We start from the raw sequence: 23,902 nt of genomic DNA, 5'->3' as shown, positions 1-23,902 counted from the left end.
CGGCAGGGGAGTTACCGTGGGGCTTTTACCCAAGAGTCAGTCGCCACTGATTGGTGTCGACATTAGTTCGACTGCCGTGAAGCTCTTGCAGCTATCGCGCAGCGGGAGCCGTTTCCGCGTGGAACATTACGCGGTGGAACCATTGCCGCCGAATGCGGTCGTGGAAAAGAACATCGTCGAAGTGGAAGCGGTGGGCGAAGCCATTCGCCGCGCCATCAACCGTTCCGGCAGCAAGGCCAAGAACGCGGCAGCTGCCGTGGCAGGGTCGGCGGTGATCACCAAGTTGATCCCGATGCCGGCTGATCTGGACGATAGCGACCTGGAAGCCCAGGTCGAACTGGAAGCCACCAATTACATTCCGTACCCGATCGAGGAAGTGAATCTCGATTTCGAGGTGCTGGGCCCGATGCCCAATAGCCCGGACATGGTGCAGGTGCTGCTGGCCGCCTCGCGTTCGGAGAATGTGGAACTGCGCCAGTCGGCGCTGGAACTCGGCGGCCTGACCGCCAAGGTAATGGACGTGGAGGCCTTTGCGGTCGAAAACGCCTTCGCCCTGGTTGCCAGCGAATTGCCGGTAGCCGCCGATGCGGTGGTGGCGCTGGTGGATATCGGCGCGACCATGACCACGCTGAGCGTGCTGCGCTCCGGTCGCAGTCTGTATAGCCGCGAGCAGGTGTTCGGCGGCAAGCAGCTCACTGACGAAGTGATGCGCCGTTACGGGCTGACCTATGAAGAGGCTGGCCTTGCCAAGCGTCAGGGCGGCCTGCCGGAAAGCTACGAGGTCGAAGTGCTGGAGCCGTTCAAGGAAGCCACGGTGCAGCAGATCAGCCGTCTGCTGCAGTTCTTCTATGCGGGCAGTGAGTTCAATCGCGTCGACTGCATCGTGCTGGCCGGCGGTTGCGCCGCGCTGGCGCGCCTGCCGGAGATGGTCGAAGAGCAGCTCGGTGTGACCACGGTCGTTGCAAATCCGCTTGCCCAGATGACGCTTGGCCCGAAGGTTCAGGCCCATGCGCTGGCGCTGGATGCGCCTGCACTGATGATCGCCACCGGCCTGGCCCTGAGGAGCTTCGACTGATGGCAAGAATCAATCTATTGCCCTGGCGCGCGGAGCGCCGAAAGGCGCGCGAGCGCGAGTTCTACTCGATGCTGGGCTTCGCCGCATTGGGCGGCGTGCTGTTGTCGGCACTGATCTGGTTCTATTACGACGCGCAGATCAGCGGCCAGACCGAGCGCAATGCGTTTCTGACCACCGAGATCGACAAGGTCAAGGCGCAGAACGAGGAGATCAAGGAACTCGACAAGAAGAAGGACCGCCTGCTTGCGCGCAAGAAGGTGATCGAGGAGCTGCAAGCCAATCGCTCGCAGATGGTGCACCTGTTCGATTCGCTGGTGCGCACCATTCCCGATGGTGTGGCGCTGACCAACATCAAGCAGGATGGCGACATCCTCACGCTGGAAGGTCGCTCGCAATCGAATGCGCGCGTCAGTGCGTACATGCGCAACCTTGAAAGCTCGGGCTGGATGACCAATCCGGACCTGTCGATCATCGAGGCCAAGAGTCAGGACAAGGCGGGGCAACCTGCCGGGTCGTCGATGGACACCAAGACGCTGCCATACGTGTTCACGCTCAAGGTCAAGCTGGCCAATCCGAACGAGGCTGACAAGAACGGCATTGCGCCGGGCGCAGTGGATCCGGTCGCGCCGGGCACCGCAGCACCGGGTGCAGCGCCTGCCGATGCGACGCCTGCTGCTCCGGCAGCGGCGCCCGCGCCGGCAACGCCGCCGGCCGCTGCTCCTGCACCGACGCAGGCAGCACCGGCGCCAGCCAATCGGCCGCAGGAGGGGGCGGCGTCATGAGTAAGAAATCATTCAAGCTCAGCGATCTGGATTTCAACAATATCGGCGGTTGGCCGCAGCAAGCACGCATTGTGTTCTGCGTGGTGGTCGGCTTGTTCATCATGGTGCTGGCCTGGTTCCTGTTGATCAGCAGCAAGCGCGAAGAACTGGAAGGCCTGGAAAGCACCGAATCGCAGCTGCGCACCGAGTTCGAGACCCAACAGGGCCGCGCGGTGAACCTGGAGCCGCTTAAGCAGCAGCTCGCGCAGATGGAACAGGTGCTGCAGCAGATGCTGCGTCAGCTGCCCAGCAAGACCGAAATGCCGGATCTGATCATCGACATCTCGCAGACCGCGTTGTCCAGCGGCTTGTCCAACGAGCTGTTCCAGCCCGGTCCGGAATCGCCGAAGGAGTTCTACGCCGAAAAGCCAATCGCTCTGCGCATGGTGGGTAGCTACCACCAGTTCGGTGCCTTCGTCAGCGGTGTGGCCTCGCTGCCGCGCGTGGTGATCCTGACCATGCACGACATCAACCTCAAGCCCAAGGATCCCAAGGCCGGCATTGGCCCGCGCGGTGCGCTTGAGCTGTCCGGGACGGTCAAGACCTATCGTTATCTGGACGATGAGGAAATGGCCGAACAGGAAAAGGCTGCGGCCAACGCTGCGAAGAAGGGCGGCCAATGACCATGAAATTGCTCAAGATCCTGTCCTGTGCGGCGTTAATTGCAGTATTGCCGGCGTGCACGCGCGGTGTGACCAGCACACCGGGCGATGCGCCGAATCTGGAAGCCTGGGTTGCCGAGGTGCGCGCGCGTCCTGCGCCGCCGCTGGAGCCGTTGCCGGTGATGCAGCAATTCGAGACCTTCGAATATGCAGCGCAGGCGATGCGCGACCCGTTCAGCGATGCCTGGGTCAGCGCGGAAGGTGGCAACGGCACGCGTCCGGATCCGAACCGGCGTAAGGAGCCGTTGGAAGCCTTTCCGCTCGACGCCCTCGACATGGTGGGGACCATTGGCGGCGGTTCGGGCCTGATCGCTCTGGTGATGGCGCCTGACAAGGTGACCTACCGGGTGCGGCCTGGTGTGTATCTGGGACAGAGCGATGGCCGGGTGACCGGGGTCTACGAAGACCGCATCGAGCTGATTGAACTTGTGCCGGACGGTGCGGGTGGATGGCTTGAACGGCCGGCCGCACTCGCATTGGATGATCAATAAAGTGATAGGGGATAGCACGATGACGTTTTCCAATGCCCAGCGGCTGCGTCCGGTACGACGCCACGCGATCTTCCAGGCCTGCGCGTTGGGGTTCGCGCTGGCGCTGGCGAGCGGCAGCGCATTCGCCGCCGCGGCGCTGACTCAGCCCGCGCAGGATCCGGCCAAGGTCGCTCCGGCCAGCCTGGCGGTGTCCAAAATCGATTTCAAGCGCGGCGAAGACGGCGCTGGCCGTCTGATCCTGCAGTTCGACGGCCAGGGCGCCAGCCCGGACCTGCGGACGCAGGGCGACAACGTGCTGGTGGACATCAGCAATGCCAAGCTACCTGCCGAGCTGCAACGCCCGCTCAATGTCACCGACTTCGCCACGCCGGTGCAGCGCGTTGAAGTGAAGCCGTCCGGTTCCGGTTCGCAGCTGGTGCTATCGACCAAGGGTGCCTTCGATTCGCTGGCCTACCAGACCGGCAACGAATACGTGGTGGAAATCACCCCGCGCAAGGGCCAGCCGGCGGTTGGCGGTGTGAGCCCGGCGGCGGTCACGCAGGCTGCCGCGCAGATCGCCGCGCGCGGCTATAGCGGCCGCCCGGTGACGTTCAACTTCCAGGACGTGCCGGTGCGCACCGTGCTGCAGCTGATCGCCGAAGAGTCCAACCTCAACATCGTCGCGTCCGACACCGTGCAGGGCAATGTCACGCTGCGCCTGATGAATGTGCCGTGGGACCAGGCGTTGGACATCGTGCTGCGTGCCAAGGGCCTGGACAAGCGACGCGATGGCGGCGTGGTGTGGGTCGCCCCGCAACCGGAGCTGGCCAAGTTCGAGCAGGACAAGGAAGACGCCCGCATCGCGATCGAGAACCGCGAGGACTTGATCACCGATTATGTGCAGATCAACTACCACAACGCTGCGGTGATCTTCAAAGCGTTGACCGAAGCGAAAGGCATCGGCGGTGGTGGTGGCGGTCAGGGCGGTGGTCAAGGTGGCGCAGGGCAGCAGGACAACGGGTTCCTGTCGCCGCGCGGTCGCCTGGTGGCTGACGAACGCACCAACACCTTGATGATCAGCGATATCCCGAAGAAGGTCGCGCAGATGCGCGAACTGATCTCGCATATCGACCGCCCGGTGGATCAGGTGTTGATCGAGAGCCGTATCGTGATTGCGACCGATACGTTTGCCCGCGACTTGGGTGCGCGCTTCGGTATCGCAGGTCGGCGGCAGTACGGCGACAACACGGCGGTGATCAGCGGTAGTTCCACCAACAATGTTTCTGTCATAAACGATGGCTTGCATAACGTCCCGTCCGGACTGAACTTCAATCTTCCTGCCGGAACATTCACCACCAATACGGCAGGCTCGATTGCTTATACACTGCTTGGACGCAATTTCGCGTTGGACATGGAACTATCGGCAATGCAGGAAGAGGGACGTGGTGAGGTCGTCTCCAACCCGCGCATCGTTACTGCCAACCAGCGCGAAGGCGTGATCAAGCAGGGTCGTGAGATTGGATATGTGACGATAAGTGGCGGTGGTACTGGTGGCCAATCGCAGGCGAACGTACAGTTCAAGGAAGTGCTCTTGGAACTTAAGGTTACGCCCACTATTACAAATGACAATCGTGTTTTCTTGAACATGAATGTAAAGAAGGACGAGGTTGCACGATTTATTAATTTGCCACTGTATGGAACGGTGCCTGAAATCAATCGCCGCGAAGTCAATACCGCTGTGCTTGTCGGTGATGGCGAGACGGTGGTGATCGGCGGTGTCTACGAATTCAACGATCGCGAGAGCGTGGCCAAGGTTCCGTTCTTGGGCGACATTCCTTTCCTTGGCAATCTGTTCAAAAAGCGTGGGCGCAGCAAGGAGAAGGCTGAATTGCTGGTCTTCGTGACGCCGAAGGTGTTGCGTGTTGCTGGTGCTACTAAATAAATAGTCCTGAATTTTTGATGGGTAGTAACTTGATTCATATTTCATCAAAGAGGGAATTTTTGTGAAAGCATTATTTAGTGTAAAAAATTATTTAGGTGCAGCAATAGTTTTAAGTGCGTTTTCTGCATTTGGCGTTTTTGCACAGACTGTTGTTTGCAGTAATGACGCTATACCTGCCGGATACGTTAAGACGGCTTTGACTAATCGGCCTGCTTGTAATAGCGGGCAAGGTTGGCAGATTGAGTTGCCGTATGAAAACCAACTTGTATGTAGAAGCTCTCCTGTGCCATCTCCGTATGTCGTGGTCCCTTTTGGTGATAACAACACAACCGCCTGCGGCGAGGTTAGGTTGCGGATCGGCAATGCTCGCGAAAATCTTCAAATATGTGCTGGATCGCCTATCCCCAGCGGCTATGTCATAACTAATATAGATTCAACTCCCCGGGGGTGCTTGGTTGGGCAGTACTACATAAGGCAAGCAACTAACGGCATATTGGCGTGCGGTAATAGCCCAGTGCCCCCGGGTTATGTCTTTACATGGAACGGCCAATCTTCCGTGTGCGGAAATACTTATGGACAACGCCGTTTCGAAATCGCTCGCAATGGCATGTTAGTTTGTGCCGATTCATCTATTCCTGACGGTTATGTAGTAACGCAAGCCTATGATAACAATGGGCAGACGTGTACTTTTGGTCAGCGTTACATTCAACTCCCCACACAGGCAATCGCTGTTTGCCCAATTTCCCCAATTCCAGCAGGATGGCGTAGTAGTGGTTCGGTAAGCACGAATTCTTGCGGAAACAATTTTCCACAGGCATTGATCCTTACTCGCAACTAACTTTTTGCGACCGAGGCCGAAGTTGGCCTCGGTCTTTGTACGTGAAGCATGAAATCCATCTTAGACGTATTGCATTTGAGATTTTGTATCCCGGACTGAACACCAGCCGCCGGCGAATGAACCAATCGCGTTCGAATCGGTCACACTGGACCTATGAACGCACCGCCACTGCTCCCCCCCGAAGCCGTTGCCGCGCCCGCCGAGGACCGGCTGCACCGTCAATTCACCTCGCTGCGCGAATCGCTTGCGCAGCGCATCGTTGGCCAGGCAGCGCTCGTGGAGCGACTGTTGATTGCCTTGCTGGCCGATGGTCATCTGCTGGTCGAGGGCGCCCCCGGGTTGGCCAAGACCACCGCCATCCGTGCGCTGGCTTCGCGGCTGGAAGCGGATTTTGCACGGGTGCAGTTCACCCCGGACCTGCTGCCTGCCGACCTGACCGGTACCGAGATCTGGCGCCCGCAGGACAGCCGGTTCGAGTTCATGCCCGGGCCGATCTTCCACCCGATCCTGCTGGCCGATGAAATCAACCGCGCACCCGCCAAGGTGCAATCCGCGCTGCTGGAGGCGATGGGCGAGCGGCAGGTGACGGTTGGCCGGCACACCTATGCGCTGCCGGAGTTGTTCCTTGTGATGGCGACGCAGAACCCGATCGAGCAGGAGGGCACGTTCCCGCTGCCCGAAGCCCAGCTGGACCGTTTCCTGATGCATGTGCGCATCGGCTATCCGCAGGCGGACGCCGAGGCGGAAATCCTGCGCCTGGCACGCGAGGCCGCCCGCGATACGCTGGAAAAGCACGAGACCGTGCCCGACAAGATTCCGTTGGAAGATGTCTTCGCCGCGCGCCGTGTGGTGCTGGATGTGCATCTGGCGCCGCAGCTGGAACGCTATCTGATCGAAATCGTGCTGGCCTCGCGCGATGCCAAGCGTTACGACCCGGCATTGGCGCGACGGATCGCCTGGGGCGCCAGCCCGCGTGGCTCGATTGCGCTGGAACGGTGCGCACGCGCACGCGCGTGGCTGGCCGGGCGCGACTACGTGACGCCGGACGATATCCGCGCCATTGCCCCGGACGTGTTGCGGCATCGCGTGCTGCCCAGCTACGAGGCCACCGCCGAAGGCTGGGACGGCGAACGCCTGGTCGCTGCGTTGCTCGAAAAGATTCCGCTGCCCTGATCGGGCAGCGTCGCTGAGGTATGCCGCACTCTCGCCAGACGCCCATGTCTTCGATGCCGTTCTCGTCCCCTGCAACCATCCCCTCGCCAGTCGCTGGCGATGGGGTGTGCCCAACGCTGGCAGAACTGATCGCGCTGCGCGGTACCGCGATCCATCGCGGTCAACCAGGACGTGGCCGGTATGGGGTGGTGGGGCCGGTGCCTGCCGCCACGCGCGGGCGCGGCATGGAATATGCCGAGTCGCGCGAGTACGTGGCTGGCGACGATGCGCGGCATATCGACTGGCGCGTCACCGCGCGAACCGGACGGGCGCACACCAAGTTGTTTCAGGCTGAGCGCGAGCGTTTGAGTCTGATCGTGGCCGATACCTCGCCTGCGCTCTTCTTCGGTACGCGCGTGCGCTACAAATCGGTGCAGGCCGCACGCGCCGGCGCCGTTGCCGCATGGCTGGCGCAGCGCCAGGGCGACCGAATTGCAGCATTGCGCGGCACCGCGAGCGAGGCGCCGATTGCGCCGCGGTCCGGCCAGCGTGGTGTGCTGCCGGTGCTGGATGCCTTGGCGCGTTGGTATGCCCAGCCGCCGCCCGGCGACGCGGGGCTGGAGGTGGCGCTGGATCATGCGGCGCGCCTGTTGCGCCCTGGCGCGCGCCTGACCGTGCTGGCCGATGCGCGCGGCGCCGGCCGGATTTCTGCCACGCGCTGGTCGGGCTTGGCCTTGCATCACGAGGTGGTGGTGATCGTGCTGGTCGATCCGCTGGAATTGGCGCCACCGGCACGTGCAGTCACCTTCGACGTGCGTGGCGAGCGCATCGCGATCGATCTGTCTACGCAGGCCGGGCGTGCGCGCTGGCAGGCCGAATTCGTCGCGCCGCTGGAGCACTTGGGCTCGCTCCTGCAGGCACGCGGCGTGCGCTTGCATCGCCTGTCCACCGACGATGCCAGCGATGCCTGGCTGGGCGGCAGCCCCGCCGCGCGGAGTCGCTGAGAATGTCCCCGCAGTCGCTGCCGCTGCGTGATGTGCATCTGCCGCCGCCGCCGTCGTGGTGGCCGCTGGCACCGGGCTGGTGGCTGGTGATCGCGGTGGTCGTGCTGGTGGTGGGGAGCGCATGGGTCTGGTGGTGGCGCCGGCGCTGGCGTCAGCGCCGCTGGCTGGCTGCTTTCGATGCGGAACTGGCGCGCGCCACGACGCCTGCGCAGCGCCTGGCGGCCGTGTCGGTGCTGCTGCGACGTGCGGCGCGGCGCGTCGATCCGCAGGCCGACCGCTTGCAGGGCGAGGCGTGGTTGCAGTTCCTGGACGGGCGCAAGCGCAAGGACCCCGTGTTTTCGCAGGGGCCGGGCAGGGCTGTGCTGGAAGGCGGTTTCCAGCGCGCACCCACAGTCAGCGATCTGCCGGCGTTAGAAGCCTTGGCGCGGCAGCGCTTTGTGGCGCTGATGCGGGGCCGGCGATGAACTGGTTGCAGTGGTCGCAATGGCAGGATGCGTTGGCGCACTGCGCCTGGCCATGGGCGTGGTGGTTGATGCCCTTGCCGTTGCTGATGTGGTTCTGGCCGCAACGCCGCGCCGATACGGTCGCGCTCCGTGTGCCTTACGCGGAGCAGTTGCAGGCAGTGGCACAGGCGACAAGCGCGCCGGTGCTGCGGATGCCGCGTTGGCTGGCGTGGCTGGCTTGGTTTTTGCTGTGCGCCGCGCTGGCACGTCCGCAGCAACTGGGCGAGGTGATTCAACCGCCGCGCGAGGCGCGCCAGATGATGTTGGCGGTGGATCTTTCGGGCAGCATGAGCGAACCCGACATGGTGCTCGGCGGCAAGGTGGTGGACCGGCTCACCGCCGCCAAGGCCGTGCTGTCGGACTTTCTGGATCGGCGCGACGGCGACCGCGTCGGCTTGCTGGTGTTCGGCCAACGCGCGTATGCGCTGACACCGTTGACCGCGGATCTGACTTCCGTGCGCGATCAGTTGCGCGATAGCGTGGTGGGCTTGGCCGGGCGCGAAACCGCGATTGGCGATGCGATCGCCTTGTCGGTCAAACGCCTGCGCGAACAGAAGCAGGGCCAGCGCGTGGTGGTGTTGCTTACCGATGGCGTCAACACCGCTGGCGTGCTCAATCCGTTGAAGGCTGCGGAACTGGCCAAGGCCGAAGGCGTGCGCGTGCACACCATTGCGTTCGGCGGCAGTGGCGGCTATTCCTTGTTCGGGGTGCCGATTCCGGCCGGCGGCGACGACGACATCGACGAAGACGGGCTGCGCAAGATTGCCCAGCAGACCGGCGGACGCTTCTTCCGCGCCCGCGATACCGACGAGCTTGCCGGCATCTATGCCGAGCTGGATCGGCTGGAGCCAGTCAAGGGGCTCGGGCCTTCGGTGCAGCCGCGCGTGGAGCGTTACTACTGGCCATTGGGTGCGGCAATCGTCATTGCCCTGCTGGCCTATGTACTGCCGCGGAGGTGGCGATGAACGCGCTGGCCGAACTGGCAGAGCCGCTGCAGTCGCTACATCTGTTGCGCCCGATGGTGTTGTGGGCGCTACTGGCGATCGTACCGGCGGCAGCGCTGTGGCACTGGCGTCGCCGCGATGCCGATGTCTGGCGGCAGAGTGTGGATGCGCATCTGTTGCCGGAGCTATTGGCCGCCGGCGGTCGGCGCGGATGGCTGGGATTCGTGCTGGCTGCGCTGACCTATGCGTTGGCAGTGATTGCGATGAGCGGGCCGAGTTGGCGGCAGACCGAGCGTCCGGTGTTTCAATCGAGCATGCCGCTGGTGGTGGTGCTGGATCTGTCGTCCAGTGCCAATGCAACCGACCTGCCGCCTTCGCGCCTGCTGCAGGCGCGCGCCAAGCTGGCGACGCTGCTGCGCAAACGTGCCGGTGGCGAGGTGGCATTGCTGGTCTATGCAGGCGAGAGTTTCACGGTTGCGCCATTGACCGAGGACAGCGCCAACGTGGCCTTGTTTCTGGATGCGCTGTCGCCGTCGGTGATGCCGGTCGATGGCAAGCGTGCAGACCGGGCGATCGATGCGGCCGCGCAGCTGTTGCAGCAGGCCGGCTTCAAGCAAGGCGAGATCCTGCTTGTCAGCGATGGCGCAGATAGCTCCGCCGAGAGTTCGGCACGGGTGGCACGTTCGCGCGGTTTCAGTGTCTCTGCGCTTGGCGTGGGCAGCGAACGCGGCGCAGCGTATCGCATGGCCAGCGGCGAGATTGCGCAGGCCAAGCTCGACGAAGGCAGTCTGCGCACCCTGACTGCGCAGGGCGGCGGGCGGTATGCACGCATCGCGCCGGACGATGTGGACCTGCGCGCCTTGGGCGTGCTCGATCCGTCGCAACAGCCGTTGGCCGATGAAACCGCCGAGTCCGATGGCGGCAAGACCTGGCTCGATGAAGGCTATTGGCTGGTGCTGCCGGTGATGCTGCTGTCCCTGCTGGCGTTTCGCCGCCGCGCGGTGGTGGCCGTACTGGCGATGGTCTGCGTGCTGCCGCTGGCGCAGCCCGCGCACGCGGCCGATGGCACCTTGTGGCAGCGGGCCGATCAGGTGCAACAACAGCGCCTGGACGCCGGCGTGCAGGCATATCGCAAGGGCGATTTCGCAGCGGCACAGAAGGCGTTCGAAGCGGTGCCAACCGATGAGGGGCTGTACAACCTCGGCAATGCGCTGGCGCGACAAGGCCAGTACGACGCCGCGATCGCGGCCTACGACCGTGCGCTCAAGCAACACCCGAATCAGCAGGATGCCATCGCTAATCGCGCGGCGGTCGATGCGGCGCGCAAGCGTCAGCAGCAGAACAACAAGGATGGCAAGGGCCAGGACGGCAAAGGCCAGTCCAAGGACCAGAAGCCATCCGGTCAGGATGGGAAGGGGCAACAGCAGGCCGGCCAGGATGGGCAGAACCAGCAGGACAGCAAGAACCAGCCCTCCCAGGCGCAGCCGCCACAGGACGGCAAGTCGCAAGATGCGCAGGCCAAGGACGGGCAGGGCGAGCAACGCAAGCCAGACACCCCGCCCCAATCTGCCGATGCCAAGGCGCAGCAGCAGGCCGATGAGGCACAGCGTCGCAAGATGCAGCAGGCCATGGCGCAGGCGGGCGACAAGCAGGCCGATGCCAGCGGCAAGCAGGAGGCCGCCGTCGCCGGCGAGACGCCGGAAAAACGCGAGCAACGTCAGGCGGTGGACGCATGGCTGCGGCGGGTGCCGGACGATCCGGGCAGCCTGCTGCGTACCAAATTCAGGCTGGAATACGAACGCAGGCAACGGGACGGACGATGATCGGCAGACAGCACTTACGTCGCGCGGCAATCGGCATGCTGGCCAGCGTGGCACTGTTGGCGTGCGCGCCGGTGGGTGCAGTCACGCGCGCGTGGCTGGACCGCGACAGCGTCAATGCCGGCGATGTGGCGATGTTGAATATCGAAACCGACCAACGCGGCGTCGACCCGGATTACACGCCACTGCGCACCGACTTCTTGCTGGGCGCCAAGAGCGCCAATCAGCAGATGCAGGTGGCCAATGGTTCGGTGACGGTGCGTGCCTTGTTCGGTGTGGTGCTGACGCCGCGCAAGAGCGGCGAACTGATCGTGCCGGCGATACGCGTGGGCAATGAACGCACCGAACCGCTGCGCCTGCAGGTGGTTGGGGCGGCGAACGATCCCGCAAGCAGCTCCGGCAACGCTGCCGGCGTGCCGAGTGCAGCGCAGGGCAATGAAGAAGCCTTCGTCCAAACCCAGGTGGACGACCCGCAACCCTACGTGCAGCAAAGCGTGGGCGTGGTGGTGCGGTTGTACTTCGCCACCCAGCTGGCATCGGGCGAGTTGGATCTTGAGGCCCCGGATGGGGCATCGATGCAGCGCGTCGGCGACGACGTCAGCTCGGTCAAGGTCGTCAACGGACGCCAATACAACGTGGTGGAGCGGCGCTACCTGCTGGTCCCCGAGCGCAGCGGTCGCCTGCTGCTGCCGCCGGCACGTTTCAACGGGCGTTCGGTGGGCGGGTTTTTCGACGACTACTTCGGGCGCGGAAACGGTGAGCTGAGTGCGCGCAGTGCGAGCATTCCGTTGCAGGTGCGCGCGCAGCCGGCCAATGCGCCGCAGCCGTGGTTGCCGTTGCGCAGCCTGCAGTTGCGCTACACGACCACGCCACAGCGGGCGACCGCCGGTGAGGCGGCCCAATTCGTGGTGGAAGCCAGTGCGCGCGGTGCGACCCAGGCGCAGTTTCCCGAATTGCCGACGCCCAGCGTGCCCGACGCGCAGGTGTTCGCCGAGCCGCCGCAATTCGAGGAGCGCTTCGTGGACGGCTCGCCGCAACTGCGACTGACCCGGCGCTATTCGATCGTGCCCAACCGCGCCGGTCCGTTGGTGGTGCCTGGGCTGCAGATGGCGTGGTGGGATGTGGGGCCAGGGGCAGCCAAGACGGCTTCACTGCCCGATCTGACGCTCGATGTCGCGGCAGGTAGCGGCGCGTTTGCGACACCTGCGCCGGCACCCACGCCGCATCCGACACCCGATCAATCGGCGTCGACACCCGATCGCACGCTCACCCTGCAAGCACCATCGCCCGCGCAACCGCCGTGGGGGTGGATCGCGGCGGCGATCGGATTTGCGCTTTTGTGGATCGCCACGCTGGTGTGGGCGTTAGTGCGTCGGCGCGGTGCTCAGCGCGGTGCATCAGGCGGCACTGGTGGTGACGGCAGCAATGGACCAGCTGAGGTTGGGCGCGCGACCCACGGCGTGGCCGAGTTGCGCCGCGCGCTCGACACCGGCGGCATGGACGATGTGGCGGCGGTGCTCTGCGGCATGGCTGGCGTTGCCGATATCGACGCAGTGGTGGCGGCGTTGGCAGACCCGGCGCAGCAGGCAGCGGTGGCGCGCATGCAGCGCGCACGCTGGGGCGGCGATGGCGATGTGACCGGCGCGCGCGCCGCCTTGCGCGAGGCATTCGCCAAGGGGCCACGGTGGCACCATGCAAGCGCAGCCGAACCGGAGGTGCTGGCGCCGTTGTATCCGCCTGCGCCTTGATCGACGGCGTTGCATTGGTGGCGGCTTGGAACGACTGAGATACTGGCTGCGCAGTTTCCGCGCGGTTGCAGTCGGTGCGAGGATGGTCTGCAACAACGGTGCTTCGATTCCTGGTGGGGAATCTGCGCTCACGCAACAGTGGCTCGTTAGATTTCGTTGGCCGCTATTACTCGCTTTGAGCGGCGACGCTGCCTTGCAGCGCTGATAAGGCATTGATTCTGGATGCGCGTGATCTGCCGACTGTGCGGAAGAGAGCGAAGAGCGTTGGCGCTTCGGCGTTGCTGCAGGGCCCTTGCTCGCCCACCCTCGCAGGACACGCTGCAAGTACGTCCTTGTAAGCTCCTTGGCGGCATCCATGTCGCCAAGGGTCCCGCGACGGTGAGCGGGCAAGGAACAGTCGCGGTAGTCGGTATGTATGGTGCAAGCACTGCATTACGTGTTGCTGGTTCGCTAGTGCGCATGCCCTTCTGCGACCCGCACCACTAAGCCCTGCGCTTACCAGATGCTAGGCCTTCTATTGAGTCAGCGAACAGCGTGCTGGTGCGGCGTCCTCGCCGCTTGCGGGACCGTTGGCGACATGGATGCCGCCAACGGTCCCCCAGGGACGGCTTCACGGCGTGTCCCGCGAGCGGCGAGGCACCGCGCACCCGCCGCGCCAGGCTTTCGACCTGGAGCATCTGAGGACGTATAAGCGCCGCTACGAGATTCCGTTGCCGCACGCAGGTGCCGAACAGCCAGGCGGATTGTCAGTTCCAACGCCTGCATCACCCAACATCGAAAGACCCCTACCCGCAGGCAGATGCCTAGGCGACTCCCGGGTAGGTGGCCGCATCCATGGCGTTTGTTAAGCTCCGGTCTTTGTGTCCACCAAGGCCTGACCAGATGACAGCATCCCCAGCCACGCGCCGCCCGGTCCTGCCCCTGCATTGGAAGATGGGCATTGGCTTTGCCGTTGGCCTGTTGTTGGGTCTGGCTGTCTACTACCTGGCCGGCAGCGACGCCGAGTGGGTGCGTCTGGCGACCAAGTACGTCACCACGCCGTTTTCGCAGGTCTTCCTCAATCTGATCTTCATGCTGATCGTGCCGCTGCTGTTCTCGGCGCTGGTCATGGGCATTTCCGAAATGGGCGACATCCGCGCGCTGGGGCGGGTGGGGTGGCGCACCCTGGGCTATACCGTGGTGCTGTCCGGTGTGGCGGTGTTGCTGGGGTTGGTGCTGGTCAACGTGCTCAAGCCCGGCGCGGGCGTGGACCCGCAACTGGCCAATCAGCTGATCCAGGAAAACGCCGAGCGCACCCGCGAGATCATTTCCAGCTCCGGCACGCAGCCGCAGGGCTTGGACATGCTGCTGTCGATCGTGCCCAGCAACGTGATCGCCGCGGCGTCGAGCAACGGCGCGATTCTGTCGCTGATGTTTTTTGCGGTGATGTTCGGCGTGGGCATGGTGCTGACCGAAGACGAAAAGGTCGCCACGTTGCGGCGCGGCATCGAGGGGGTCTTCGAGATTTCGATGACCTTGATCGGGCTGGTGATCCGTCTGGCGCCGTATGCGGTGGCGTGTTTCATGTTCAACCTGGCCGCGCTGTTCGGCTTCGATCTGCTGATCCGTCTGGGCGCCTATGTGGGCGTGGTGGTGCTGGCGCTGGGCCTGCACATGGTGGTCAGTTACGGCATTGCGGTGAAATTCGCCGGACGCTCGCCGCTGAGCTTTTTCCGCCAGACCCAGGAAGCGACGGTGATGGCGTTCTCGACCGCCTCCAGCAACGCGACCCTGCCAACGGCGCTACGCGTGGCCGACGAGATGGGCCTGCCGCCGCGCGTGTCGCGTTTCGTGCTGACCGTGGGCGCCACCGCCAACCAGAACGGCACCGCACTCTTCGAAGGCGTCACGGTGATCTTTCTGGCGCAGTTCTTCAACGTGGACCTGAGCCTGGGCCAGCAGTTCATGGTGATGCTGGTCTGCATCCTGGGCGGGATCGGCACGGCCGGCGTGCCGTCCGGCTCGCTGCCGGTGGTGGCGCTGATCTGCGCGATGGTCGGGGTCAACCCGGTGGGTATCGGCATGATCCTGGGCGTCAACCACTTCCTGGACATGTGCCGCACGGCGCTGAACGTGACCGGGGATTTGGCTCTGACGACCTTGGTGGCCAAGGGCGAGGAATAGGGACTAGTGAATAGGGAATGGGTGAAGCGGGCTGGTGCGAGCCTGGGGTGTGACGGTGAGCTTCACGTCTGGCGACGGTGATTAGGCGCTCGGGTGATTGCATCGACCAATCGGCAACGCTGCATCCGACTCTCCATTCCCGATTCCCCTAACGCGCTGTGTGGGAGAATAGGGGTCTCCGCTTCCAGCGGTGTTCCCCTCCGCTTCCATAGACGCCCATGACCCAGCCCACCCGCCGCCAGCTGGCCAACGCCATCCGTTTTCTTGCCGCAGATGCGGTCGAAGCCGCCAAGTCCGGTCATCCCGGCATGCCGATGGGCATGGCCGATATCGCCGAAGTGCTGTGGAACGACTTCTACCGGCACAACCCGAACAATCCGCAGTGGTTCAACCGCGACCGTTTCGTGCTGTCCAACGGGCATGGATCGATGTTGCAGTACGCCCTGCTGCACCTGTCCGGCTACGACCTGCCGATCGAACAGCTCAAGCAGTTCCGCCAGCTGCACAGCAAGACCGCCGGTCACCCCGAGCGCAGCGAAACTCCCGGCGTTGAGACCACCACCGGCCCCCTCGGGCAGGGCTTTGCCAATGCGGTGGGCTTTGCACTGGCCGAGAAGTTGCTGGCGCAGCGCTACAACCGCCCGGAGCTGGAAATCGTCGATCACCGCACCTGGGTGTTCATGGGCGACGGCTGCCTGATGGAAGGCATTTCGCACGAAGCGGCGTCGCTGGCCGGTACCTGGGGCCTGGGCAAGCTGGTGGCGTTCTGGGACAACAACCAGATTTCCATCGACGGCAATACGGCCGGCTGGTTCAGCGACGACACCCCGGCGCGTTTCGAGGCCTATGGCTGGCACGTGATCCGCGATGTGGACGGGCATGACGCCGACAAGATCAAGGCCGCCATCGAGACAGCGCTGGAAAACACCGACAAGCCCACGCTGATCTGCTGCCGTACCAAGATCGGTTTCGGTGCGCCGACCAAGGCCGGCAAGGAGTCCTCGCATGGCGCTCCGTTGGGCAAGGACGAGCTGGAAGGCGCGCGCAAGGCGTTGGAGTGGCCGTACGGCCCGTTCGAAATTCCCGAAGAGATCTACGCCGGCTGGCGTGCCGGCGGCACCGGTACCTTGCGTCAGGCCGAATGGGAACAGCTGTTCGACAAGTACGCCAAGCAGTACGGCGCGCAGGCCGACGAGCTGACCCGTCGTTCGCATGGCGAACTGCCGGCCGACTTCATCGCCAAGGCCGATGCCTACATCGCCAAGGCGCAGGAAGAGGGCCAGACCATTGCCTCGCGCAAGGCCTCGCAGCTGGCGATCGAAGCGTTCGCGCCGCTGTTGCCGGAATTGATCGGTGGCTCGGCCGACCTGGCGCACTCCAACCTGACCTTGTGGAAGGCCAGCAAGTCGGTCGCCACCGACGACCCGGACGCCAACTACGTGTATTACGGCGTGCGCGAGTTCGGCATGACCGCCATTGCCAACGGTCTGGCGCTGCATGGCGGGTTCATTCCGTTCGACGCCACCTTCCTGGTGTTCAGCGACTACGCACGCAACGGCGTGCGCATGAGCGCGTTGAACCCGGCGCATGCGATTCATGTGTACACGCATGACTCGATCGGCCTGGGCGAAGACGGCCCGACCCATCAGCCGGTGGAACACCTGGCCTCGCTGCGCTACATCCCCAACAACGATGTGTGGCGCCCGGGCGATGCGGTGGAATCGGCAGTGAGCTGGAAGGCGGCCATTACCCGCAAGGACGGCCCAAGCTGCCTGATCTTCAGCCGCCAGAACCTGCAGCATCAGCCGCGCAGCGCCGAGCAGCTCAAGCTGATCGAGCGCGGTGGCTACGTGCTGGCCGACGCCGAAGGCGGTACGCCGGACGTGATCCTGATCGCCACCGGTTCGGAAGTCGGTCTGGCAGTGGAAGCCAAAAAGACGCTGGATGCGGCCGGCCTCAAGACGCGCGTGGTGTCGATGCCGTCGACCGATGTGTTCGATCGCCAGGACGCGGCGTACCGTGAGTCGGTGCTGCCGAACGCCGTGCGCAAGCGCGTGGCGGTGGAAGCGGGGGTGACCGGCTTCTGGCGCAAGTACGTGGGCCTGGATGGCGATGTCGTCGGCATGGACACCTTCGGTGCCTCGGCGCCGGCCGACCAGTTGTATGCGTACTTCAAGATCACCGCAGAGCACGTGGTGGCCGCAGCCAAGGCGCTGTAACGCCTTGCGTGGTGCTTGAAAGAAAAAGCCGGCGAAAGCCGGCTTTTTTGTTGGATTTCGTGAGCGATGCGCGGTCCGTCATCGTTCAACGGACGCCTTGCGTGTTTCAGTGCGCGTCGTTGGCCAGCGCCGCCGCACGGATCCTGGTCAGCACCTTCAGCTGTGCGGCCATCATTGGCGGATTGGGATCGTGTCCTGTGCGTGGCAGCAGGAGAAATTCCTTGCTCCGTGCAGAAAGACCATCGAAATAGGCTTTGCTGATTTGCGCCGGAGTCACCAGATCCTGTTCGCCCTGAATCAGATAGACCGGCATGGCGAACTGCGGCCCGAGTGTGCGCAGATCGATCTGCGGGCCCATGCCGTCGCCTGCCAGCCCGACGAACTGCAGGAAGGAATAGTCTTCCCCGGCTTCATAGGCTGCGCGGTAGTCGGGCGTGTCGTACTCCGCCGCGAAGGTAAACCAGTCTTCCGGCGCCGGGTCGGTACTCAAGGCTTCGTATTTGCGCGTCAGGCGTCTCAGGACTCCGAAGTTGCGTGGGTTTGTCCATGGCGGCGGGCCGATCTTCTCCAGCTTGCCGAGCGCATCCGCATCGCTGGCTGCGCGGGCCAGGCTCAGCGTCTTGGCGTAGCTCGACGCCATGTCGTCCTGGTAATTGACCAGTTGCGCCGTGCCGACATAAGCGTGGAACAGGTTCGGATTTGCCTTGGCGATAGTGACGGACAGTGCCGAGCCCCACGATCCGCCCATCAGGATGAGCTTGGGTTTGCCCAGCCGTTGCGAGGCATAGCGTGCGACCTCGCTGCCGTCCAGGGTCAGCCGCCGCATGGTCAGCCGCTCTCCGTCGGCAGGCTTGCTTGCCGCGTAGGTCTTGCCGGAGCCGCGTTGGTCCCACTGCACGATGGTGAAATCGCGCGTCCAGCTGCCGAACAGGCGATGCGCGAACGGCGTGTTGGGGTTGCCCGGCCCGCCATGGACGATCAGCACCACTGGATTGCGGCAGTCCTGGCCCTCGATCGTGACCCATTGCTGGATGCCTCCGATCTGCACAAGACCTGCCTCGTGTACGGCACTGCCGGGTACCCGGCAAGCGTCATTCAAGGGCGTTTTTCCAGACGCCGCAGCACTCACTGCCGGCGCGCACACCAGCAGTAGAGCGATAGCTACCCAGCATTTTGTCATGTGATTCGCGTCGTAGCGCGTTCCGTCATTGCATCAGCCGCCTGTTCAGCAGCAGCTCCCGCTCCGAGTGTCGCGCCTATGCGAGTTCGGCTGCAATGGCTGCGGTTGGACCGGGAGTTGCAAAAATGCGCTTCCATCTGAGGTAGCGCTCGCTTGGATCGAGGGGTACCAAATAAATGCCAATCCGGCTATTTAAAATGTGAATCATTCCCATTAAAATGGCGCGCTGCCGCGGCTGCGCGGCGCGTCCTCCCCTTTGTTCGCCGTCCGGCACTGCCGTGATGGGTGCCCTCGACTGTCTGTGCCGGAGCTGTGATGAATCGTCCTACCGTAATGCGTCTCCTTCCCATTGCGCTGCGCCCGCGCGCGCTGTCGCATGCGGTGTTTGCCGCGCTGTGCACCCTGTCGGCAGGGCAGGCGTTGGCCGAAACGCCGGCCGGCGACGCGGAGGTCACCACCCTGGATCGGCTCAATGTGCAGGGCGAGCAGGTCAAGGGCTACACGGTGGAAAAGACCACCGCCGGCACTCGGATGAACCTGTCGCTGCGCGAGATTCCGCAGTCGGTCACGGTGGTCACGCGCGATCGCATGGACGACCAGAACCTGCAGAGCATCACCGATGTGCTCAACAACGTTACCGGCATTTCGGTTGCGCAGAGCGATAGCGAGCGGCTTGAGTTCTATGCGCGCGGGTTCTACATCGACAATTACCAGTTCGACGGCATTCCGGCCTACATGGAGCAGGCCTGGAGCTACGGCGATTCGGCGCTGGACGTGGCGCTGTACGACCGCGTGGAAGTGGTGCGCGGCGCGACCGGCCTGTTGACCGGTTCGGGTAATCCGTCGGCCTCGATCAACCTGGTGCGCAAGCATGCGGTCAGCCGCGATTTCACCGGCACCGTATCGGTGGGCGGCGGCGACTTCAACAAGACCCGCAGCGTGGCCGACGTCACGGTGCCGTTGAGCCCTGAAGGTACCGTGCGCGCGCGTGTGGTGGGCGTATACCAGGACGGCGAATCGGACATGGACCGCTACAGCCTGCGCAAGAAGATCGGCTCGGCGATCATCGATGCCGACCTCACCGACAGCACGTTGCTGAGCGTGGGCTACGAATACCAGAAGAAGGAATCGGATGATGTCACCTGGGGTGGCTTCCCGCTGTTCTACAGCGACGGCACGCGTACCGACTACAAGCGTTCGTTCAATCCGGCGGCCGACTGGACGTTCTGGGACACGCGTCTGCAGCGCACCTTCGCCAGCCTGCAGCAGAGCTTCGACAACGGTTGGACCCTCAAGGCCAATGTGAGCCACGAAAAGACCGAAGCGGCGAATCATCTGTTTTATCCGTACTACACCATTTTCGGATTCGATCGCAGTACCGGTGCCGGCGTGGTGCCGTATTCGGGCAACTACCAGACAGAGCGCAAGGCCGATGGCGCCGACGTCTATGCGGAGGGCCCGTTCCGGCTGTTCGGTCGCGAACATCAGTTGGTCGCCGGCGCCAGCTACAACCGACGCGAGTACGTCAACAACGGCACCTACGATTTCCCCGCGCCGCTGGACAGCTACCTCGGCTGGAACGGCGCGTATCCGGAGCCCAATTGGAGCCCGCGCACGGTACAGAGCGAAGGCACCATCACGCAGAAAGCCGCCTATGTGGCTGCGCGTTTCTCGCTGGCCGAGCCGCTGACCCTGCTGGTGGGGGCCCGCTATACCGACTGGCAGATCGATGGCCGCAACTTTGATTTCACCACCCAGCAGCTGCTGCCGTTCGCCGACACCCAGACCGAAGTCACTCCGTACGCCGGACTGGTGTACGACATCGACGATGTGTGGTCGACCTACGTCAGCTACACCGAGATCTTCAACCCGCAGACCTTGCGCGATGCCAACGGCGGCTACCTGGATCCGCTGAGCGGCAAGGGCTACGAAGCCGGCGTCAAGGCAGCGTGGTTCGACGATCAGCTCAACGCTTCGCTTGCGTTGTTCCGTATCGAGCAGGACAACCTCGGGGTGACGACCGGCGGCTTCGTTCCGGGCAGCAGCGAATCGGCGTACGAAGCGGCCAACGGCGTCGTCAGCGAAGGCTTCGATTTCGAGCTGTCCGGCCGCCTCACCCAGGGCTGGAATGCCACCTTCGGCGCTTCCCACTACACTGCGCGCGACGACAGCGGCACCTCGATCAATACGCACCTGCCACGCACCACCATCAAGTTGTTCAGCAGCTACACCCCGCAGGGCGCATGGAGCGATCTGACCGTAGGCGGTGGCGTCAACTGGCAGAACCGTTCGTACTACGTGGACCCGGTGTACGGCAACTTCCAGCAGAGTGCCTACGCCCTGGTCAGCGCGTTCGCGCGCTATCGCCTGTCGCCGCAGTTCTCGGTGCAGCTCAACGTGGACAACTTGCTCGACAAGCGCTATTACGCGCAGTTCAACGGCGGTTATGGCGCATGGGGCGCATCGCGTAACGGCATGCTGACTTTCAATTACACGTTCTGATCACAGGCGGCGCCGGGCACGATCTCAGTGCCCGGATCGTTGCCGTCAAACCGCACAGGCACCTTGCGAAAGGCGCCTGTGTTTTTTGTAGCGGCTGGATTTCTGGCAACTTGCAAGTTTGGTCCGGTTGTCTGACTAAGAGGGTTACGCGCTGGTGATCCTCGATCAATACACTGCACCGTTCACGGTTTGTCCGGCGATGCCGCCCGCTTGGTGACACGCTGCCGATGCGCGGCACTGGTTGGATCTATGTGCAGGGGATCAGGGAGCTTTGGCGGACTGTGGGTATCGTAGATGTATCTTCAAGAAATCAGTATTGCCATGCCAGAAAGTAAAGGGAGATACGCTTGGAAATTCTGGATGGTACCTGATGTCATGCGTCTCGAAGGAGGGCTTTGCACTCTTGTACCATCCCAATTGCAAGAGTAGATTCTGCTGACTAGCTCGGCCTTCAGTAAGGATACGCAATGTCGATCCAGCCAAAATCTCTGCTGAGCATTACGTTATTCGCGATGATCGGAGCCTCAGGCTATGTCAGTGGCGCCGAGCAGAAGCCTACTTCTGCCAATGTGATCCGTGGCCTGGGCGAAAGTGTTCCGGCCGGTGCAAAAAATATCAGCCTGTCACGGTTGTTCAAGGTTTACTCTTTCGAGAAAGATGGACTGAAGTATGTCCAGATCAATTCGTTAAGGGACGAAGTCTTGACGGTCATGATCGTGACTCCGGGCGCGCAGCAACAACTGCCGGTTGGGTCTGCCGCACAAGTCCCCATGGCAATTGTCAATGATGAGAATGCCAAGCCGCTCGGCATGGTGACGGCAGCCGCAACGTGCCCCTGGAGCAGTCAGGTCGTCTATGATGATCCCTATGTCCGTATCGTGGTCATTTATGGAGCGAACGGCGAATATATTCAGATCGTGACCATCAATAAGCAAACGACTCATGAAAAATGAAGGCGTGGCTTATAAGCGTCGATCAAACTTGTATCGATGTGATGATTTTTCTTTCAAACGCCCGGTAAATCCGGGCGCTTTAGTGTTGAGGCGAGGTGCTGAATAAGTCTGTATCGGGCTGCCAGATCTGCTGAAAGAAGAGATGTTGGTGCGGAACTTGCCTCGCTGTCACTGCAACATCTGATCGCCGTGCAAGACGGGGTAAGGATTCAATGCGTCCCCCTTCCACCATTGTTTTTCAGGTCCCAGGCGGTGGATCTCGAAATGCAGATGCGGTGCGGCGGGATTGGCGTTGCCGGTGCTGCCGACATAGCCAATGACCTGGCCGCGCTTGATCGATTGTTTCTCCGCCAAGCCGTCGGCATAGCGCTCCAGGTGCGCGTAGTAATAGCAGTATTTGCCGCTGGGCTCGAACTGGTAGACGGTCAGGCCGCCCCGGTCGCTGGTGAACAGTTTCTCCACCGTGCCGTCGGCAACTGCCACGACCGGTGTGCCGGTGGGAGCGAGGATGTCGATGGCATCGTGCACGCGGCCTTCGCTGCGCGCATCGGTGAAGGTGTCTTGCAACTGGCTGGCGCTGATGCCCTGTACCGGGATCAGCAAGCCGCTGCCCGGTGCCGCAGCGGCAGGCGACTGCGCTGGCGTCGTTGCTACGGGCATGCCGGCGGGCGCGGCATCGGCCAGTGGTGCCGAGGCAGCCATCGGTGCTGCCGCGGCGGTCGCTGCAGGGGCTGCCATCGGCGCGGCACTCGCTGAGCTGCGGTCTGTTGCGACGGGAGCAGCGCTGGATGACGGCTCTACTTTTGCTTCCGGCGCGGTGCGTTCCAGCCACCAATAGCCGGCCGCACCCAACACGACGCCCACCACCAAAGTCATCAGCAGTTTCATGTTTACTCCTGCATCACCACCGGCACCGACGGGCCGACCACGCTGGCGAGGGCGACCACGTCCCAGTTGGTCAGCCGCACGCAGCCATGCGATTCGGTCTTGCCGACATGGCCGGGCTCCGGCGTGCCATGCAAACCGTAATGCGGCTTGGACAGATCGATCCAGACGCGGCCAACCGGATTGTTCGGACCCGCCGGCAAGGTGGCTTTCTGCTCGCCCTTCTTCGCGTCCCAGAACAGTTTGGGGTTGTACTTGAACACCGGGTCGCGCGAGATGCCGAGAATTTTCCAGCGGCCAATCGGCAGCGGGTCGTGCTTGCTGCCGGAAGACACCGGGAATTGCGCATAGACCTTGCCGTCGGCGTCGAATAGCCGCAGCGTGGAATCGGATTTGTCCACTACCAGCTTGGCCGGTTTGGCCAGCGGCGGCACGCCGTCGATGTTGGGTACTTCAATCACGCTGCCGGCCTTGCTCAGATCCACGCCAGGATTGAGTTGGCGCAGCAGCGCGGGGTCTGCGTGGAAACGTTCGCCCAGCGCTTCGTCGACGGAGGCGTAGCCAAGCGCAGTCAGCTTGGCCTGTTCGGCAGGCCCTTTGGGAATGGGCTGGAACGGGCCGGCGACATCGGCGTCGGTAAGCGTGTACTGCACCAGGACCGGCGTGGTATCGGCCTGCAAGGCCTGCCAGGTAGCGTCATCCAGCTCGCCGGTGGCCTTGATGTTGTGGGCGGCCTGGAACCCGGACACTGCGCGCTTTTGATTGGAGCCGCGCTCGCCGTCGATCTGGCCCGGCGAAAAATGCGCGCGATCCAGCAACACCTGCGCGTGCAGATCCGAGCGCGCGCCGGTGGCGACATCCTTGGCCGCGGGAGTCGCGGCCGATGCAGGCGCAGCGGCAGGCGCAGACTGCTGCGCTTGCGCCAGCGCAGACAGGGAGGTGCCCAGTGCAAGGGCAAGCAAGCAGGCGCGAGCGTAGGAGCGTGGTGGCATGTGCAGGTCCGAAAGAGGCATGCGCGCAC

At 63.3% G+C, this 23,902-nt stretch carries 18 protein-coding genes and 1 pseudogene; 16 read left to right on the top strand and 3 right to left on the bottom strand.

Annotated elements, in window-relative coordinates:
* Window positions 1–16 precede the first annotated feature (16 nt).
* The 14 genes from AMD14_RS17555 (at window position 17) to tkt (ending at window position 17,361) form a co-directional block, all read left to right on the top strand.
* Entirely contained in the window at window positions 17–1,075 is a 1,059-nt protein-coding gene (locus tag AMD14_RS17555; protein WP_005911892.1) for a pilus assembly protein PilM, read from the top strand.
* Window positions 1,075–1,857, top strand: coding sequence for a PilN domain-containing protein (locus tag AMD14_RS17550; protein WP_011052240.1), 783 nt, complete (start codon window positions 1,075–1,077; stop codon window positions 1,855–1,857). The genes AMD14_RS17555 and AMD14_RS17550 overlap by 1 nt, the downstream gene beginning before the upstream one ends.
* Entirely contained in the window at window positions 1,854–2,519 is a 666-nt protein-coding gene (locus AMD14_RS17545; protein WP_003486177.1) for a type IV pilus inner membrane component PilO, read from the top strand. Before AMD14_RS17550 ends, AMD14_RS17545 begins: the two co-directional genes overlap by 4 nt.
* Window positions 2,516–3,049 carry a pilus assembly protein PilP gene (locus AMD14_RS17540; protein WP_003486179.1) on the top strand — a complete coding sequence of 178 codons (534 nt, stop codon included), beginning with the start codon at window positions 2,516–2,518 and terminating at the stop codon, window positions 3,047–3,049. Before AMD14_RS17545 ends, AMD14_RS17540 begins: the two co-directional genes overlap by 4 nt.
* A 19-nt stretch (window positions 3,050–3,068) precedes the next feature.
* On the top strand, window positions 3,069–4,970 hold the full coding sequence (locus AMD14_RS17535) for a type IV pilus secretin PilQ (RefSeq protein ID WP_005911884.1): 1,902 nt from the start codon (window positions 3,069–3,071) through the stop codon (window positions 4,968–4,970).
* 61 nt (window positions 4,971–5,031) lie between these two features.
* Entirely contained in the window at window positions 5,032–5,808 is a 777-nt protein-coding gene (locus AMD14_RS23935; protein WP_011052239.1) for a hypothetical protein, read from the top strand.
* A 153-nt stretch (window positions 5,809–5,961) separates the two neighbouring features.
* Entirely contained in the window at window positions 5,962–6,981 is a 1,020-nt protein-coding gene (locus AMD14_RS17530; protein ID WP_003486186.1) for an AAA family ATPase, read from the top strand.
* Between the two features lie 20 nt (window positions 6,982–7,001).
* Complete coding sequence (locus tag AMD14_RS17525; protein WP_040107665.1) at window positions 7,002–7,964, top strand: DUF58 domain-containing protein; 963 nt, start codon at window positions 7,002–7,004, stop codon at window positions 7,962–7,964.
* Window positions 7,965–7,966: 2 nt separating this feature from the next.
* Window positions 7,967–8,428, top strand: coding sequence for a DUF4381 domain-containing protein (locus AMD14_RS17520; protein ID WP_011052237.1), 462 nt, complete (start codon window positions 7,967–7,969; stop codon window positions 8,426–8,428).
* Window positions 8,425–9,432, top strand: a complete 1,008-nt coding sequence (locus AMD14_RS17515; protein WP_015463569.1) for a vWA domain-containing protein — start codon at window positions 8,425–8,427, stop codon at window positions 9,430–9,432. The genes AMD14_RS17520 and AMD14_RS17515 overlap by 4 nt, the downstream gene beginning before the upstream one ends.
* Window positions 9,429–11,234, top strand: coding sequence for a VWA domain-containing protein (locus tag AMD14_RS17510; protein WP_011052235.1), 1,806 nt, complete (start codon window positions 9,429–9,431; stop codon window positions 11,232–11,234). The genes AMD14_RS17515 and AMD14_RS17510 overlap by 4 nt, the downstream gene beginning before the upstream one ends.
* Entirely contained in the window at window positions 11,231–12,979 is a 1,749-nt protein-coding gene (locus AMD14_RS17505) for a BatD family protein (protein ID WP_003486198.1), read from the top strand. The genes AMD14_RS17510 and AMD14_RS17505 overlap by 4 nt, the downstream gene beginning before the upstream one ends.
* 882 nt (window positions 12,980–13,861) lie before the next feature.
* A complete protein-coding gene (locus tag AMD14_RS17500) occupies window positions 13,862–15,142 on the top strand; it encodes a dicarboxylate/amino acid:cation symporter (protein WP_075150063.1) in 1,281 nt (426 codons plus the stop codon).
* Window positions 15,143–15,360: 218 nt separating this feature from the next.
* The gene (tkt, locus tag AMD14_RS17495; RefSeq protein WP_011052233.1) at window positions 15,361–17,361 is read left to right on the top strand and encodes a transketolase; all 2,001 of its coding nucleotides are present in this window, start codon (window positions 15,361–15,363) and stop codon (window positions 17,359–17,361) included.
* 247 nt (window positions 17,362–17,608) lie between these two features.
* Here tkt and AMD14_RS23925 read toward each other — a convergent pair.
* Window positions 17,609–18,541 (bottom strand): annotated as a pseudogene (locus AMD14_RS23925) (alpha/beta fold hydrolase); the annotation flags it as partial.
* Between the two features lie 315 nt (window positions 18,542–18,856).
* On the opposite strand from AMD14_RS23925, the gene fhuE reads away from it, so the two are divergent.
* Both fhuE and AMD14_RS17470 read left to right on the top strand, forming a co-directional pair.
* Window positions 18,857–21,043, top strand: coding sequence for a ferric-rhodotorulic acid/ferric-coprogen receptor FhuE (gene fhuE, locus AMD14_RS17475; RefSeq protein WP_011052231.1), 2,187 nt, complete (start codon window positions 18,857–18,859; stop codon window positions 21,041–21,043).
* A 467-nt stretch (window positions 21,044–21,510) separates the two neighbouring features.
* Window positions 21,511–21,996 (top strand): hypothetical protein, encoded by a 486-nt coding sequence (locus AMD14_RS17470; protein ID WP_011052230.1) that lies wholly within the window; start codon window positions 21,511–21,513, stop codon window positions 21,994–21,996.
* Between the two features lie 168 nt (window positions 21,997–22,164).
* On the opposite strand, the gene AMD14_RS17465 is transcribed toward AMD14_RS17470, so the two are convergent.
* Window positions 22,165–22,884 carry a M23 family metallopeptidase gene (locus tag AMD14_RS17465; protein ID WP_011052229.1) on the bottom strand — a complete coding sequence of 240 codons (720 nt, stop codon included), beginning with the start codon at window positions 22,882–22,884 and terminating at the stop codon, window positions 22,165–22,167.
* A gap of 2 nt (window positions 22,885–22,886) precedes the next feature.
* Entirely contained in the window at window positions 22,887–23,816 is a 930-nt protein-coding gene (locus AMD14_RS17460) for a L,D-transpeptidase family protein (protein WP_040107797.1), read from the bottom strand.
* Window positions 23,817–23,902: the final 86 nt, after the last annotated feature.

The organism is Xanthomonas citri pv. citri (assembly GCF_000961215.1).
GTDB classification, from domain to species: Bacteria; Pseudomonadota; Gammaproteobacteria; order Xanthomonadales; family Xanthomonadaceae; genus Xanthomonas; species Xanthomonas cissicola.
Note: the sequence above shows the minus strand (reverse complement) of the source record. Positions and strands in the feature narration are given on the sequence as shown.